This window comes from Stutzerimonas nitrititolerans (genome assembly GCF_003696285.1).
In the GTDB taxonomy this organism is placed as follows: Bacteria; Pseudomonadota; Gammaproteobacteria; order Pseudomonadales; family Pseudomonadaceae; genus Stutzerimonas; species Stutzerimonas nitrititolerans.
Genome location: NZ_RFFL01000018.1, coordinates 34,144 through 49,082, shown reverse-complemented (window position 1 = coordinate 49,082; position 14,939 = coordinate 34,144). Strand labels below are relative to the sequence as shown.

Annotated in this window: 17 protein-coding genes; 8 read left to right on the top strand and 9 right to left on the bottom strand. The window is 62.9% G+C overall.

Features of this window, described 5'->3' with window-relative positions:
• Window positions 1-91 precede the first annotated feature (91 nt).
• The gene (locus tag EA795_RS18940; protein WP_122078953.1) at window positions 92-958 is read left to right on the top strand and encodes a DNA-3-methyladenine glycosylase family protein; all 867 of its coding nucleotides are present in this window, start codon (window positions 92-94) and stop codon (window positions 956-958) included.
• 167 nt (window positions 959-1,125) lie between these two features.
• Here the strand turns inward: EA795_RS18940 and EA795_RS18935 are convergent, their stop codons facing one another.
• The 5 genes from EA795_RS18935 to aroC all read right to left on the bottom strand — a co-directional run bounded on the left by EA795_RS18935 (window position 1,126) and on the right by aroC (window position 4,643).
• Entirely contained in the window at window positions 1,126-1,317 is a 192-nt protein-coding gene (locus tag EA795_RS18935) for a PLDc N-terminal domain-containing protein (RefSeq protein WP_014853126.1), read from the bottom strand.
• Between the two features lie 6 nt (window positions 1,318-1,323).
• Complete coding sequence (locus EA795_RS18930) at window positions 1,324-1,536, bottom strand: PLD nuclease N-terminal domain-containing protein (RefSeq protein ID WP_014853127.1); 213 nt, start codon at window positions 1,534-1,536, stop codon at window positions 1,324-1,326.
• A 122-nt stretch (window positions 1,537-1,658) separates the two neighbouring features.
• The gene (locus EA795_RS18925) at window positions 1,659-2,204 is read right to left on the bottom strand and encodes a 1,2-dihydroxy-3-keto-5-methylthiopentene dioxygenase (RefSeq protein ID WP_122078952.1); all 546 of its coding nucleotides are present in this window, start codon (window positions 2,202-2,204) and stop codon (window positions 1,659-1,661) included.
• Window positions 2,205-2,294: 90 nt separating this feature from the next.
• Window positions 2,295-3,446, bottom strand: a complete 1,152-nt coding sequence (locus EA795_RS18920) for an MFS transporter (RefSeq protein ID WP_122078950.1) — start codon at window positions 3,444-3,446, stop codon at window positions 2,295-2,297.
• 105 nt (window positions 3,447-3,551) lie between these two features.
• On the bottom strand, window positions 3,552-4,643 hold the full coding sequence (gene aroC / locus EA795_RS18915; RefSeq protein ID WP_058076737.1) for a chorismate synthase: 1,092 nt from the start codon (window positions 4,641-4,643) through the stop codon (window positions 3,552-3,554).
• Window positions 4,644-4,939: 296 nt separating this feature from the next.
• On the opposite strand from aroC, the gene EA795_RS18910 reads away from it, so the two are divergent.
• Both EA795_RS18910 and EA795_RS18905 read left to right on the top strand, forming a co-directional pair.
• On the top strand, window positions 4,940-5,902 hold the full coding sequence (locus tag EA795_RS18910) for an alpha/beta hydrolase (RefSeq protein ID WP_122078948.1): 963 nt from the start codon (window positions 4,940-4,942) through the stop codon (window positions 5,900-5,902).
• Between the two features lie 75 nt (window positions 5,903-5,977).
• Complete coding sequence (locus EA795_RS18905; RefSeq protein ID WP_122078947.1) at window positions 5,978-6,787, top strand: hypothetical protein; 810 nt, start codon at window positions 5,978-5,980, stop codon at window positions 6,785-6,787.
• A gap of 55 nt (window positions 6,788-6,842) precedes the next feature.
• Here EA795_RS18905 and prmB read toward each other — a convergent pair whose 3' ends face one another.
• Window positions 6,843-7,760 (bottom strand): 50S ribosomal protein L3 N(5)-glutamine methyltransferase, encoded by a 918-nt coding sequence (gene prmB, locus EA795_RS18900; protein WP_122078945.1) that lies wholly within the window; start codon window positions 7,758-7,760, stop codon window positions 6,843-6,845.
• A gap of 176 nt (window positions 7,761-7,936) precedes the next feature.
• On the opposite strand from prmB, the gene EA795_RS18895 reads away from it, so the two are divergent.
• The 4 genes from EA795_RS18895 to folE all read left to right on the top strand — a co-directional run bounded on the left by EA795_RS18895 (window position 7,937) and on the right by folE (window position 10,258).
• Window positions 7,937-8,530 (top strand): cysteine hydrolase family protein, encoded by a 594-nt coding sequence (locus EA795_RS18895; RefSeq protein WP_058074902.1) that lies wholly within the window; start codon window positions 7,937-7,939, stop codon window positions 8,528-8,530.
• Between the two features lie 88 nt (window positions 8,531-8,618).
• Window positions 8,619-8,933 (top strand): hypothetical protein, encoded by a 315-nt coding sequence (locus EA795_RS18890; RefSeq protein ID WP_122078944.1) that lies wholly within the window; start codon window positions 8,619-8,621, stop codon window positions 8,931-8,933.
• Between the two features lie 59 nt (window positions 8,934-8,992).
• Entirely contained in the window at window positions 8,993-9,550 is a 558-nt protein-coding gene (locus EA795_RS18885) for a Smr/MutS family protein (protein WP_122078942.1), read from the top strand.
• Between the two features lie 162 nt (window positions 9,551-9,712).
• Entirely contained in the window at window positions 9,713-10,258 is a 546-nt protein-coding gene (gene folE / locus EA795_RS18880; RefSeq protein WP_014853137.1) for a GTP cyclohydrolase I FolE, read from the top strand.
• Window positions 10,259-10,400: 142 nt separating this feature from the next.
• Here the strand turns inward: folE and EA795_RS18875 are convergent, their stop codons facing one another.
• Together EA795_RS18875 and EA795_RS18865 are read right to left on the bottom strand one after the other, a co-directional pair.
• Entirely contained in the window at window positions 10,401-11,003 is a 603-nt protein-coding gene (locus tag EA795_RS18875) for a glutathione S-transferase family protein (protein ID WP_122078941.1), read from the bottom strand.
• A gap of 295 nt (window positions 11,004-11,298) precedes the next feature.
• On the bottom strand, window positions 11,299-12,465 hold the full coding sequence (locus tag EA795_RS18865; protein ID WP_122078937.1) for an aminotransferase-like domain-containing protein: 1,167 nt from the start codon (window positions 12,463-12,465) through the stop codon (window positions 11,299-11,301).
• An 80-nt stretch (window positions 12,466-12,545) separates the two neighbouring features.
• On the opposite strand from EA795_RS18865, the gene EA795_RS18860 reads away from it, so the two are divergent.
• Window positions 12,546-12,989 carry a MarR family winged helix-turn-helix transcriptional regulator gene (locus EA795_RS18860; protein ID WP_043942621.1) on the top strand — a complete coding sequence of 148 codons (444 nt, stop codon included), beginning with the start codon at window positions 12,546-12,548 and terminating at the stop codon, window positions 12,987-12,989.
• A gap of 132 nt (window positions 12,990-13,121) precedes the next feature.
• Here EA795_RS18860 and rpsA read toward each other — a convergent pair whose 3' ends face one another.
• Entirely contained in the window at window positions 13,122-14,807 is a 1,686-nt protein-coding gene (gene rpsA / locus EA795_RS18855) for a 30S ribosomal protein S1 (RefSeq protein ID WP_014853141.1), read from the bottom strand.
• Window positions 14,808-14,939: the final 132 nt, after the last annotated feature.

Here is a 14,939-nt window from a genome sequence, read left to right as displayed (position 1 = left end):
GATGAGCAAATTCATTCGGATTACCGCAACTGGTGCCATGGGCGTTACGAGACATCGGGACAGAATCGCTCGGGAAGGCTATCGTCACGGCATGAGCGAACTCCTGTACCTGCCCTATCTTCCGCCTTGGGACTGGCAACAGTTCCATCGTTATTTCGCCCTGAGGTTGCTACCCGGCGTCGAGGTGCTCGAACCGCTGCGCTACAGCCGCAGCGTGCGCCTGGGTGATGGATGCGGCTGGTTCGGCATCCGCCCGCTGCCCGAGCAGAACCGCCTCGAACTGCAGCTCGGCGACAGCCTGGCCGAACAGGCTCCATCGCTGGTGCCGCGAATAAGCAAGATGTTCGACCTGAACACCGATCCCGCCGCCCTGCTCGCGCATTTCGCCGCTGATCCGCTGCTCGGCCCGGTGGTTGCGGCCAACCCTGGGCTGCGCCTGCCAACCGCCTTCGACCCCTTCGAGCAGAGCGTGCGAGCGATCGTCGGTCAGCAGGTTTCGGTCAAGGCTGCCGTGACCATCACCCGACGTCTGGTGGAACGCCTGGGCGAGCCGCTGTCCCAGGGCCCGGATGGCTTGTGCCTGCTGTTCCCGACCGCCGTCGCGATTGCCGAAGGCTCGCTGGACAACATCGGCATGCCGGGCAAGCGCGTAACGGCGCTGCAACGCTTCGCGGCCGCAGTGGCCGAGGGCGCCTTGCGGCTGCATGTGGAGACAGGAGCGGATGAACTGGTAAGGCGCCTGTGCGAACTTCCGGGTATCGGCCCCTGGACCGCCGAATACATCGCCCTGAGAGGTTTCGGCGAGCCGGATGCGTTTCCAGCGGCCGATCTCGGCCTGCTCAAGGCACCGCTGTGGGGCGCGGAAACGCCATCGGCCAAGGCGCTCCTGGCCCGAGCCGAAGCCTGGCGTCCCTGGCGGGCCTATGCGGCCGCGCATATCTGGCACAACTACGGTTGAAGCACCGGCGCGCTTCATGAGGCCGCATCTCCGTGCGATGCAGGCGCCAGTCCTCTTGTAGGAGCCAGCTCGCTGGCGAAGCTCTACGCCCGAATCGCGAGCAAGCTCGCCCCTACAGGCATCGCCTTCGCCTTGCTGAAGAGCCAATCAACATATCGACTCGACCGTTACAGCCGCACCTTGCCGATACGGCTCATGGCGACGAACCACATGATCAAGCCCACCACCGGCAACAAGGCAATCACCAGGCTCCAGATGATCTTGCGCCCGGTCTCGATACGGGTCCGCCACACCTGCACGATGGCCAGTACATCCAGCAGCAGGATCAGCACCGCCAGAATGCCGTTCAGGTCATCCATGGTGGCCTAACGCCCGATGTTGCTGCGCTCATCCGGGCGGTTGCCGCGGGGCCCCATGATGCCCCAGAGGATCAGGCCCAGCACCGGCAGGATGACGATGAGCAGCACCCAGAGGATCTTCTTTCCGCTTGCCGCGTCGCTACGCACCACACTGATGATGGCCCAGATATCCAGCGCAAGGATGATCAGGCCAAAGATACCGCCGAAGGCATCGGTCATGGGTGGCTCCAGATTACGGTGGGTTCGTAATTAGGATGCCCGACAGGTTCGAGGGTTCAGTGACGCCCACTGGCGGCCGGACCGTCAAGGACAGCGCTGCAGCCGATATCGGTCCGTCCCGCTCAGTCCTCCAGACGTGGGAAGCGGCTGGCGATATCGTCGCCGGTGTACTGCGCGACCCAGCCTTCGGAATCGCTGAACAGGCGGATGGCCACGAAATGCGGATCCTCGCCCATGTCGAACCAGTGCCGGGTGCCGGCGGGCACCGAGATAAGGTCGTTCTTCTCGCACAGCACGGCGTAGACCATGTTCTCGATGTGCAGGCTGAACAGGCCGCGACCGGCGACGAAAAATCGCACCTCGTCTTCGGCATGGCGGTGTTCGTCCAGGAACCTGGCGCGCAGCTCGGCCTTCTGCGGGTGATCGCGGGTGACGCTGAGCACGTCCACGGCGGCATAGCCACGCTCGTTCATCAGGCGGTCGATCTGCGGTCGGTAAGCGGCAATCACCTCGTCAGAGCTGGCCCCTGCGGAAAGACGCGCGCCGGCTTCCCAGCGCTCGAGCTGCACGCCCGCTTCGGCCAGGGTGGCGGCGATATCCTCGACATGGGTGAGTACCTTGAAGGGATGCTCGGGCGCACTTTCGTGATAGACGCTGAGGATGCTCATGGTCGTTGTCTCTCCGGTCCGGGCGTGGCTCCCGGTTGGTCGTCATGGTAGGTGAAGGCCGCGTCAGGACAGCGCAGAACGTATTCGCGCTCAGTCCCCGCTCTCCTTCAAACAGGCGGCAATGATAACGGCAGCGGCCAGCGCTGCCACGCTGGCGATGGAGAACGCCCAGACCGGCCCGAGGCTGGCCCAGCTGTAGCCGGAATACAGCGCGCCCAATGCGCCACCGATACCGGCCAGCGTCGCGTAGAGCGCCTGCCCCTGACCTTGCTGGCGGTGGCCGAAGTTGCGCTGGACGAAATGGATCGCCGCCGCGTGGAAGCTGCCGAAGGTCGCCGCATGCATCAGCTGCGCGACCAGCAGCACCGCCAGGTGATCGGCCAGCGTACCCAGCAGCAACCAGCGCACGGCGGCCAGCAGAAAGCTCGCGGCCAGTACCTGGCGCACCGAGAAGCGCTTGAGCAGTGCTGCCATCATCAGGAACAGCAGAATCTCGGCGATCACGCCCAGGGCCCACAGCAGGCCGATGGTCCCTCGCTCGTAGCCGAGCGCTTCCAGGTGAATACTGAAGAAGGTGTAGTAGGGTCCGTGGCTGACCTGCATCAGCCCGACGCAGACATAGAAAGCCAGCACGCCGGGGCGGCACAGCTGCCGCAGGAAGCCGCCCTGCCCGGGCGCATCCGGACGCTGCTGCGGTTGGGCATTGGGCACCCAGGCGCTGCCCAGCAGGATACCGGCCATGATTCCCATGATCGCCAGCGGATAAACATCCAGACTGAGGCGGTCGAACAGCGCACCGAGCCCCACCACCGCAACGATGAAGCCGATGCTGCCCCACAGCCGAATCTGACTGTAGCGCGCCGCCTGTTCGCGCAGGTGCGCCAGGGTGATTACCTCGAACTGCGGCAGCACCGCGTGCCAGAAGAAGGCGTGCAGCGCCATGACCAGCGCCAGCCAGGCGTAGCTCCTGCTGAAGAAGATCAGCCCGAACGACAACAGCGTGCAGAGCGCTCCCAGGCGCACGATGGCCAGGCGCTGACCGGTCGCATCGCCGAGCCAGCCCCACAGGTTCGGCGCCAGGCATCGCATCAGCATGGGGATCGCCACCAGCTCGCCGATACGTTCGGCGGAAAAGCCGAGGTGATCGAAATACAGGCCGAGAAACGGCGCGGTCGCGCCCAGCAGGGCGAAATAGAAGAAATAGAAGCCCGAGAGGCGCCAGTAGGGTAGCTGTAGGGACATGCGATCTGCCATTTCGCTGAAAGCTGGAGGCTGAACGCTGGACGAAAAAGCGGCTCGTACTCGTCCAGCCCCCAGCGTTCAGCCTTACGCCGCAGGCGTCGGCCGTCAGGCCTGCCCCAACACCGGCGTATCCACCTGCACATCCGCATTCTGTGCGCGATGACGCAGCAGGTGATCCAGCAGCACGATGGCCATCATCGCCTCGGCGATGGGCGTGGCACGGATGCCGACGCAGGGGTCGTGGCGACCCTTGGTGATGACGTCCACCGGCTTGCCGTGGATGTCGATCGAACGCCCCGGTGTGGTAATGCTCGACGTGGGTTTGAGCGCGAGATGGGCGACGATCGGCTGGCCGCTGGAAATCCCGCCGAGAATGCCGCCCGCGTTGTTGCTGAGGAATCCCTCCGGGGTCAGCTCGTCGCGGTGCTCGGTGCCGCGCTGGGCGACGCTGGCGAAGCCGGCGCCGATCTCCACGCCCTTGACCGCATTGATGCTCATCAGCGCATGGGCCAGCTCGGCATCCAGGCGATCGAAGATCGGCTCGCCCAGCCCCGGCGGTACGCCCTCGGCCACCACGGTGATCTTCGCGCCAACCGAATCCTGGTCGCGGCGCAGCTGATCCATATAGGCCTCCAGCTCCGGCACCTTGTCCGGATCAGGGCTGAAGAAGGCGTTCTGCTCCACCGATTCCCAGCCCCTGAAGGGGATCTCGATCGGGCCCAACTGGCTCATGTAGCCGCGCACCTGGATGCCCAGGGTCGCCAGGTATTTCTTGGCAATCGCACCGGCGGCGACGCGCATGGCCGTCTCGCGCGCCGAGCTGCGGCCACCGCCGCGGTAGTCGCGCAGGCCATACTTGTGGTGATAGCTGTAGTCGGCGTGGGCCGGGCGGAACTGATCCTTGATCGCCGAATAGTCCTTGGACTTCTGGTCGGTATTGCGGATCAGCAAGCCGATCGGGCAGCCGGTGGTGCGGCCCTCGAAGACCCCGGAAAGAATCTCGACTTCGTCGGCTTCCTGGCGCTGAGTGGTATGCCGGCTGGTGCCGGGCTTGCGCCGGTCGAGGTCACGCTGCAAATCTTCCAGCGACAGCTCCAGCCCCGGCGGGCAGCCGTCGACGATGGCGACCAGCGCCGGCCCATGGCTCTCGCCAGCGGTGGTGACGGTGAACAGCTTGCCGTATGTGTTGCCGGACATGCAGGGAGCTCCGCGATCGACCTGAACAAAGGGCGGGAAGTATAACCGGGCCCGCGCAGGTTTCGCCGCCGGGAACCGCTGAAAAACGGCTACGCTTTAGCCAGGCCACATCAAGTCGTTTCAAAATGCTCATTTACGCTCGGCAAACTGCGCTTTTTTCGCCGCATCTCGCCTCGCCTGGCAACCGCTCGCTACGCTTTTCAGAGATTCCCGGGTGTAAGCAGCGCATACTGCGGGCGCGAACACGGCGCCGCCGTTCGCGTCCAACCCGCTCCGCCGGTCACTGAAGTCTGCCCATGCGTCTTTTGCTCATCCTTCTCCTCGCCATGATCAGCCCTTTCGCCCAGTCCATGATATTGCTGAACCAGACGCCGGTTCTGGAAGTGCCGGATGGTCACCTGCATGGCAGCCTGCTGCTGCCCAAAAGCGATCGGCCGCTCCCCGTGGCGCTGCTGATCGCCGGCTCGGGCCCGACCGATCGCAACGGCAATAACCCCATGGGCCACAACGACAGCCTCAAGCGGCTGGCCCAGAGCCTGGCGAAACAGGGCATCGCCAGTCTTCGCTACGACAAGCGCGGCGTGGGCAAAAGCCTGGCGCTGGCCCCCGATGAGCGCGACCTCAGCGTGGAAGCCTACGTGGCCGACGCCGCTGCCTGGATCGAAAAACTCCAGGGAGATCCTCGCTTCTCTTCGGTGATCCTGATCGGTCACAGCGAGGGCGCGCTGATCGCCAGCCTTGCCGCCGCCAGGCAACCGGTCGCCGCCCTGATAACACTGGCGGGCAGCGGCCGGCCCATTGACGATGTGCTGCGCGAGCAACTGCAAGGACGCCTGCCGCCCGCCCTGCTCGCCAGCAGCCAGTACCTGATCGACGAACTCAGGGCCGGACGCACTCATCAGCCGGTCCCGGAAGCCCTCGAGGTGCTGTTCAGGCCCAGCGTCCAGCCCTACCTGATCTCGCTGTTCCGCCAGGACCCGGCACAGGCCTTCGCTCAGGCGGACGCGCCAGCCTTGATCATCCAGGGCACGCATGACATGCAGGTCGGCATCGAAGACGCCCGTGCCCTGCAACGCAGCCGACCGGATGCGGAGCTGGCGCTGATCAGCGGAATGAACCACGTTCTGCGCATCGTACCGGCGCAACCGCAGCAACAGCTGGCTTCCTACAACGAGCCTGATCGGCCGATCGCTCAGGCACTGACTGAACGAATCATGAAATTTCTCGACTCACATGGCATAACGCCAGCCTCCAGTTAATCGTCCGTTGGCCGATAGCGACTTATCAGTTTCAGAACAGGTGCTCCGCACCCGACGGCCGATGGACGCTGCAGCATGACCGAGACACCACTCACATCAGACGCCGACCCGGCACAAACCGCCGCGAAAGAGGCGACGAAACCGGAGCCGACGCCCGCGCAACATCCGTGGGCCGAACTGGCACCGGATCGCTTTCGCCTGTTGCGTCTGGCGCCGCTGATGACCGACCCGGTCAGCGGTGCCCGCCCGCTGCGCTTCGTCGAGCTGGCCCAGTTGGAGCGTCACACCCCTCAGCAAAGCCTGCTGCGGCTGTTCATTCACCTGCCCGGCGAAAAGCATTCGAAGAAAACCAATGTGCTGGAAGTCTGGGCCGACCATGGCACCAAGGAGCTGCGTTTCGGGCCTGACTCGGGCCTGCGTATCGAGCCGGCCAACCGCGGTCTGGGTCGTTTCCTGCTGGCGCAGGGTATTTCCTGGGCACAACGACGCTGGTCGCATTACCTGGTCGAAGGCGGCACCCTGGCGGCGAAGGACGCCCTCGATGAGCGCATGCGACTGCATCGCGATCACTGCCTGCAGACGCAGGGCTTCGACATCGAATACGTCGAATCGCAGAACAAGGCGAGCTATGGCGCCCCGCGCGTCAGTGCGCTGCGCCCCGACTGGAACCGGGAGAAGGTGCAGATCCTCGAACTGCAGGATGCGGCGGCGATGCTCGAGCAGGCGGACCGCAAGCTGCTGGAACAGGAAAACGAGGTTCACAGCCTGCAGGAGCGCCTGAGCAGGCTCCGCCGCGAAGATGGCTCGCTGCGTTTCACCATCGCCTGCCTGGTGGCCTTTGCGCTGTTCCAGGCCGGATTGCTGATCTGGATCGCTACGCGCTGATGGCGTAGCGGCAAGCCGAAAACACTCCGCGAGCGCACTGCCGCGCCCGCATTCGTTACCGCAGGCGCTCGCGGAACAGCGCCTGGTGCTCGCGGCACTGGCTGGCCGCCAGCAGGAACACACCATGCCCGCCCCGGGCGAACTCCAGCCAGGTGAACTCCACCTCCGGGTAAAGCGCCTCGACGTGCACCTGGCTGTTGCCCACCTCGACGATCAGAGTACCGGTCTCGGTGAGATGGTCCGCCGCCTGCGCCAGAATGCGGCGCACCAGGTCCAGCCCATCCTCGCCACAGGCGAGCGCCAGGGCCGGTTCGTGGTGGAACTCGTTCGGCATGTCGGCGATGTCTTCGGCATCGACGTAGGGCGGGTTGGACAGGATCAGGTCGAAACGCTGCTTCGGCAGCCCGTCGAAGCCATCGCTCTGAACGGTGTAGACCCGATCTTCCAAGCCATGATGCTCGATATTGCGGTTGGCCACTTCCAGGGCTTCGAACGACAGGTCGGCCAGGGCCACTTCGGCCTCGAGGAACTCGTAGGCGCAGGCGATCCCGATGCAGCCCGACCCCGTGCACAGGTCCAGAACCCGCGCCGGCGCCTGCGCCAGCCAGGGCTCGAAGCGCCTGTCGATCAGCTCGCCGATGGGTGATCGCGGAATCAGCACGCGCTCATCGACGATGAACGGCAGGCCACAGAACCAGGCCTGCCCGAGCAGATAGGCGGTCGGTACGCGCTGCTCGATGCGCCGCTGCAGCAGATCCTGCAAGTGCGCACGCTCATCGTCCTCGAGGCGGCAGTCGAGGTAGCTGTCGGCCATTTCCCAGGGCAGGTGCAGTGCACCCAGCACCAGTTGGCGCGCCTCGTCCCAGGCGTTATCGGTGCCGTGTCCGAAGAACAGTTGTTCGGCTTGGAAACGGCTGACGGCCCAGCGAATGTAGTCGCGCAAGGTGCGCAAACGGGAAGGCGAAGCGGTCACGGCAGCATCTCCTGTCAAAAGCGCGGAAGTTTAGCCGAAGGGCCGCAGTCTTACCTGTGCTTCTGGTGTTTATGCGCTGATCGGGCATTCGATATCGAGAATCATAAGGACTGACGGTTCACATCTCGGTCATCTGGCGCCACAATCAGGCCCCCACAAAACAAGGAGAGTCAGTCATGTCCAAGCCACAGACCTTGCTTCAGCTCAGTGGCCGAAGTTATGCACCGGCGACTCTGGCCAATGCGACGCTGCTGATAATCGATGCGCAGGAAGAATATCGCATCGGCGCCATGGCATTACCGAACCTGCAGCCGGCTCTGGACGAGATCACCCGCCTCCTGGCCATGGCTCGCGAAGCTGGCACACCCGTGGTTCACGTTCATCACCTCGGCATCACCGGTGGCCTGTTCGACCCACAGGGGCTGCGCGGCCAGATCATGCCCGAGGCGGCCCCGCTACCAGGCGAAGCCGTGGTAGCCAAGCGCCTGCCCAATGCCTTCGCCGGTACCGAACTGCATGATCTGCTGCAGCAGCACGGCCATCTGGACCTGATCGTCTGCGGCTTCATGACCCATTCCAGCATCAGCACCACGGTCCGGGCCGCCAAGGACTACGGCTATCGCTGCACACTGGTGGACAAGGCCTGCGCTACCCGCGACCTCCCCATGGGCGATGGCGCCATCGATGCCGCTCAGGTACATCGGATGGAGATGACCATTCTGGCCGACAACTTTGCCGTCTGCGTCGCGGACGCCGCCGCTCTCAACTGACCACTCAAGCGTCGACCGTTACCTGCCAGACGAGTGAACCCGATCGGCATACCCCGATCACAGTCATGTTCCAAGCGAGGTAACCCGAATGAAACATACCGATGGTTTCGATGCACGACGCCTGCGCCCACGCGGGCCCAGGAGCTGGCGCCTGCGCATCGTCTTCGCCGTCGGTGTGCTGCTGGCCATCGCCGGCGCGCTTCTCGCCCTGTTCGCCGCCGCCGCATTGCTCGGCAGCCCGCAACTGGCCGAACTGATGGTCGAGCGCGATGCCGGCGTTGCGCTCCTGGCCGTGGGCATCGGCCTGTTCCTCATCGGTCTGCTGCTCGGCCGAAGCGCACGGCGGCGCTTGCGCGCATCCGGCGACCTGAGCATGTCACGCCATCTGATGAGAAGGCGCTGAGCGCAGCGGACCTCGCTTATCGCTTTTGAGATAAAATCGCCGGTCAATGCGGAGGTTCCATGCAAGACGACGATTTCTCTCTGTTCCAATCCGCCGTTCGCGGCGTCAAGCCCCTCGCCCATGACCGTGCCGATGTGGGCAAGCCCCGCACCAACAAGAAGCAGATCGCTACCCGCCGCGCCAACGCCACGCTCAGCAACGGCGAAACCCGTATCGACGGCCTGTCCGATCAGTTCGTGATCGACGTGTCGGCCGAGGACGAGCTCTACTGGGCCCGCGATGGCGTGCAGGAAGGCCAGATGCGCAAACTCAAGGCCGGCCAGATTTCGTTCGAAGGCAGTCTTGACCTGCATGGGCTGAGCGTTGAGAAAGCGCGCGAGCTGCTCTGGGATTTCCTTGCCGAAGCCGTTAAGTTCGAGATTCGCTGCGTGCGAGTGACCCATGGCAAGGCGGCACGGGTCGACGGCAAGCGCCCGATGATCAAGAGCCACGTCAACACCTGGTTGCGCCAGCATCCCCAGGTGCTCGGTTTCACCTCCTGCCTGCCCCGCCACGGCGGCACTGGCGCGCTGTACGTGATGCTCAAGCGCAACATGCTCGAAGGACGGGACGAGTAGTCGGGAAATCCGCTCCCGCGGCGGGACGACCGCATCGACTGGAATCCTCTTTCGCCACCGTGCTTCGCGCCGCTTTTCTCGTCTTGCCCTTTTCCCCTTGCCAGCGCGACAGGTGCACCCTACCCTTCGCGCTTGCGCTCATGAAGCCCGACAGGTAGCTCAATGTCACTGGAACAAAATTACACCGCGATCCTTGGCCAGCTCGGCGAGGACGTCACCCGCGAAGGTCTGCTCGATACACCCAAGCGCGCCGCCAAAGCCATGCAGTATCTGTGCAAGGGCTACCAGCAGACGCTGGAGGAAGTCACCAACGGCGCGCTGTTCAGCTCCGACAACAGCGAAATGGTGCTGGTGAAGAACATCGAGTTGTACTCGCTGTGCGAACACCACATGCTGCCATTCATCGGCAAGGCGCATGTCGCCTATCTGCCCAACGGCAAGGTTCTGGGCCTGTCCAAGGTCGCGCGGATCGTCGACATGTATGCCCGCCGCCTGCAGATCCAGGAAAACCTCACCCGCGAAATCGCCGAGGCGATCCAGCAGGTGACCGGCGCCTGGGGCGTGGCCGTTGTGATCGAGGCCCAGCACATGTGCATGATGATGCGCGGCGTGGAGAAACAGAACTCGTCGATGGTCACCTCGGTGATGCTCGGCCAGTTCCGCGAGAACGCCGCCACTCGCAGCGAATTCCTCGGCCTGGTCCGATAAGGCCAACGCTGCACGAACACGCAGGATGGGTCACGCGCCGGTGATTCCATCCTGCGTCACGAAAGTGAATGCAAAAAGCGAACATCCACCCTACTCGCCCAAGCCACTCTCCGCCTGACCTCCAGCCGCTCCTGCCGCTCTTCTAATCGAACATGCCGACGTGCCGTGGATGGCTCGCGACTCGCTCCAGCCAGGCGCGGATCGCCGGGTAGCCTTCCAGTTCGAAGCCACCCTCCTCGGCGACGTGGGTATAGGCATACAGCGCCACATCCGCGATGGAATAGTGATCACCCACCAGGTACGGGGTACGCACCAGCTGCTGCTCCATCACGTTCAGCGCGTGATAGCCATCGTAGCGCTTGGCTTCGTACTCCTCGCGGCGCTCTTCCGGCATGCCGAGGTGCACCTTGATGTATCTGGCGACCGCCAGAAACGGCTCATGGCTGTATTGCTCGAAGAACTGCCACTGCAGAACCTGGGTCCGTAGCCGCGCATCGCCCGGCAGGAACTCGCTGCCCTCCGCGAGGAAGTTGAGGATGGCGTTCGACTCCCAGAGGCAGGAGCCGTCGTCCAGTTGCAGCACTGGGATCTTGCCGTTGGGATTGAGCTTGAGAAACGCCTCTTCCCGCGTTTCGCCGCGCAGGATATTCACCGGCACCCACTCGTAAGGCAGCCCGAGCAAATGCAGCATGAGCTTGACCTTGTAGCAGTTGCCGGAACGATAGTCGCCGTAAACCTTGTACATTTCATTCACCCCTATGAATGCATGTCGAAGCGAGGGTCTGTTGCCGTTTCGTCGCGAGCCGCGTTGCAGCGAGAAATGGCGCCAAGTTAGGCGTAGGACGCAGGCAATGGTCACTCCCTTGCCAAGTCCTACAACGACAGCTGGCGCCATTTCCCGCGCAACCCGAAGGGCCGGGCCTGTTTTTACGCGATGCGGTTACTCGTCGCTTATTTGGAACAACCAAACTTCGCTTCTCGTGCCTTGCCTCGCGTAAAAACAGGCGCCGGCGCGCCCGCGCACGAAATGGCAACAGACCCTAGGCCGCTTCGGCGGTAGTTGCCTGACGAACCACAGCTGCCAGGCGGCGTATCCCTTCAGCCAGCCGCTCCGGTGCCACGTGGCTGAAGTTAAGCCGCAAATAGCCGAGGTTGCAGTCAGGATTCATGAAAAAGGGTTCGCCAGGCATGAACACCACATCTTCTGCCAGCGCAGGTTCGAGCAGCGTGCGCGTATCCACCGGCTGATTCAATTTCAACCAGAAGAACAAGCCACCCTGGGGAAGCTGCCACTGGGCAAGGTCGGCGAAATGCTCGCTCAGCGCTGCCTGCATGGCATCACGACGTAGCCGGTAGAAGCTGCGCAGTTCAGCCAGGTGCTCGCGGTAACGCTCACTGCCCAGCCACTGCAGGGCCTGCCACTGGCCAACACGGTTGGTATGCAGATCTGCCGACTGTTTCAGGCGCAGCAGATAGGGAAACAGGTCGGGCGTTGCGATCAGGTAACCGACGCGTAGCCCCGGCATCAGCGTCTTGGACACCGTGCCGGTATAGATCCAGCTGGCGCTTCGCGAGCGGCCTGCAATAGGCCGTGCGAGTTCATCATCGAAAACCAGCTCGCGGTAGGGCTCGTCCTCGATCAGGGTTACGTCGAACTCGTCGAGCAGGGCCGCCACGGCATCGCGCTTCTCTTCGCTGTAACGCACCCCGGACGGATTCTGAAACGTCGGGATCAGATAGGCGAAGGCCGGCCTGTGATGCGCCAGTCGCTCGCGCAAGGCTTGCAACTGCGGACCATCGTCCTCTTGCGGCACAGCCAGGCAATCGGCACCAAACAGCTGGAACGCCTGCAACGCCGCCAGGTAGGTCGGTGCCTCGAGCAGCACTTCGGTACCCGGATCGATGAACAGCTTGGCCGCCAGATCGAGCGTCTGCTGCGAGCCGCTGACGATCAGTACCTGCTCCGCACTGCAGGGTACGCCTCGCTCGCGTGCCTCGGCGGCGATGGCTTCGCGCAGTGCCGGCTCGCCCTCGCTCATCCCGTATTGCCCCATGTCCACCGGCATATCCGCCCACTCGGCATGGGGCAGCATCGCCGCAGCCGGCAAGCCGCCGGCAAATGACATCACCTCGGGGCGCTGCGCCGCAGCGAGAATTTCACGAATGAGCGAGCTTTTCAGGCGGTCGATGCGTTCGGAGAAGGCCATTGGAGTACCGGATGCGAAGGCGAGAGAAATAAGTCAAACTACTTGACCGAAATTACGCTCACTCCAACAAATACGTCAATATGCCTGACCTAAAAAAAAGCAGCGATCAGCGTCTGATCATGGAGCGTTTCTTTCTCGGCTACCAGGCGTTCACCGCCAAGCCAGACGAAATGCTCGCGCGCCGTGGTCTGTCCCGCGTACACCACCGCATCCTGTTCTTCATCGCCAGCTATCCCGACCTGAGCGTCAAGCAGTTGCTTGGCTACCTGGGGGTCAGCAAACAGGCGCTGAACACCCCGCTGCGCCAACTCATCGAGATGCATCTGGTGGAGAGCCTCACTGCCGAGGACGACAAGCGCAAACGCATGCTGCGCTTCACCAGGGAAGGCGCAAAACTTGAACAGGCGCTGCGCCGGGAACAGATACGCCTTATCGAGAAGGCATTCAACGAGGCGGGCGAAGAAGCCGTCAGCGGCTGGCTGGCGGTCAATCAGGCCCTGACCAACCTCGCCCACCGCAACTAGGGTCTGCTCCCGTTTCGTCGCACTCCGCGTACGAAACGGGAACAGACCCTAAGCCAGGCCACTGCGCCTGCAAGAAATCCCAGGCACAAAAAAGGGCGACCGAAGTCGCCCTTTTTCAGTGGATCACCGAACTCAGTTCTGGTTTTCCATCTGCGCGCGGATCAGATCACCAATGGTGGTCGGGCCGGCGGAAGGCTCTACGTCCTGCTTGGAGCGCAGTTCCTTGATTGCGTCTTTTTCGTCCTCGACGTCTTTCGACTTGATGGACAGGCTGATGACGCGGCTCTTGCGGTCGATGCTGATGATCTTGGCTTCGACTTCGTCGCCTTCCTTCAGCACGTTGCGCGCGTCTTCGACGCGATCACGGCTGATTTCGGACGCTTTCAGCGTGGCTTCGATATCGTTGCCCAGATCGATGATGGCGCCTTTGGCGTCAACTTCTTTCACGGTACCGCGAACGATGCTGCCCTTGTCATTGACGGCGGCGTAGTTGGAGAACGGATCGTCTTCCAGCTGCTTGATGCCCAGAGAGATGCGCTCACGCTCCGGATCGACCGACAGGATGACGGTATCCAGCTCGTCGCCCTTCTTGAAGCGACGCACGGCTTCTTCGCCAGCTTCGTTCCAGGAGATGTCGGACAGGTGAACCAGACCGTCGATGCCGCCGTCCAGACCGATGAAGATACCGAAATCGGTAATCGACTTGATGGTGCCGGAGATGCGGTCGCCCTTGTTGAACTGGCCAGAGAAGTCTTCCCATGGGTTGGACTTGCACTGCTTGATGCCCAGGGAGATACGACGACGCTCTTCGTCGATGTCCAGAACCATGACTTCCACTTCGTCGCCGACCTGTACGACCTTCGACGGGTGGATGTTCTTGTTGGTCCAGTCCATTTCGGAAACGTGCACCAGACCTTCGACACCCTCTTCCAGCTCGGCGAAGCAGCCGTAGTCGGTGAGGTTGGTGACGCGGGCCATGACGCGGGTGTTTTCCGGGTAACGGGCCTTGATGGCAACCCATGGGTCTTCGCCCAGCTGCTTCAGACCCAGGGAGACGCGGTTGCGCTCGCGGTCGAACTTCAGCACCTTGACGTCGATCTCGTCGCCAACGTTGACGATCTCGGAAGGATGCTTGATGCGCTTCCAGGCCATGTCGGTGATGTGCAGCAGGCCGTCCACGCCGCCCAGGTCGACGAATGCGCCGTAGTCGGTGAGGTTCTTGACGATACCCTTGACCTGCTGGCCTTCCTGCAGCGATTCCAGCAGCGCTTCGCGCTCGGCGCTGTTCTCGGCTTCGAGGACGCTACGACGGGAAACGACAACGTTGTTGCGCTTCTGGTCCAGCTTGATGACCTTGAACTCGAGTTCCTTGCCTTCCAGGTGAGTGGTATCACGCACCGGACGGACATCGACCAGGGAACCTGGCAGGAACGCACGGATGCCGTTAACGTCGACAGTGAAGCCGCCCTTAACCTTACCGTTGATAACGCCCTTGACCACTTCCTCAGCGGCGAAAGCTGCTTCCAGAACGATCCAGCACTCGGCACGCTTGGCTTTCTCGCGGGACAGCTTGGTCTCACCGAAGCCATCTTCAACCGCGTCCAGCGCAACGTGAACTTCGTCACCCACGCTGATGGTCAGCTCGCCCTGCTCGTTGTAGAACTGCTCGACCGGGATGACGCCCTCGGACTTCAGACCGGCATGGACGGTGACCCAGTCACCATCGATGTCGACCACGATGCCGGTGATGATGGCGCCCGGCTGCATGTCGAGGGATTTCAGGCTTTCTTCAAAAAGTTCTGCAAAGCTTTCGCTCATGTTTATTCCTGCTGTTTTCGGGCGAGGATCCGCCCTATCTCCACGCCCCAGATAACGTGGGTTCATTCATATAAAAAAAGGCCTGCGGGACTGGATCTGGTCTCCCACATGCCTCCTTGTTGGCAGCCTCGA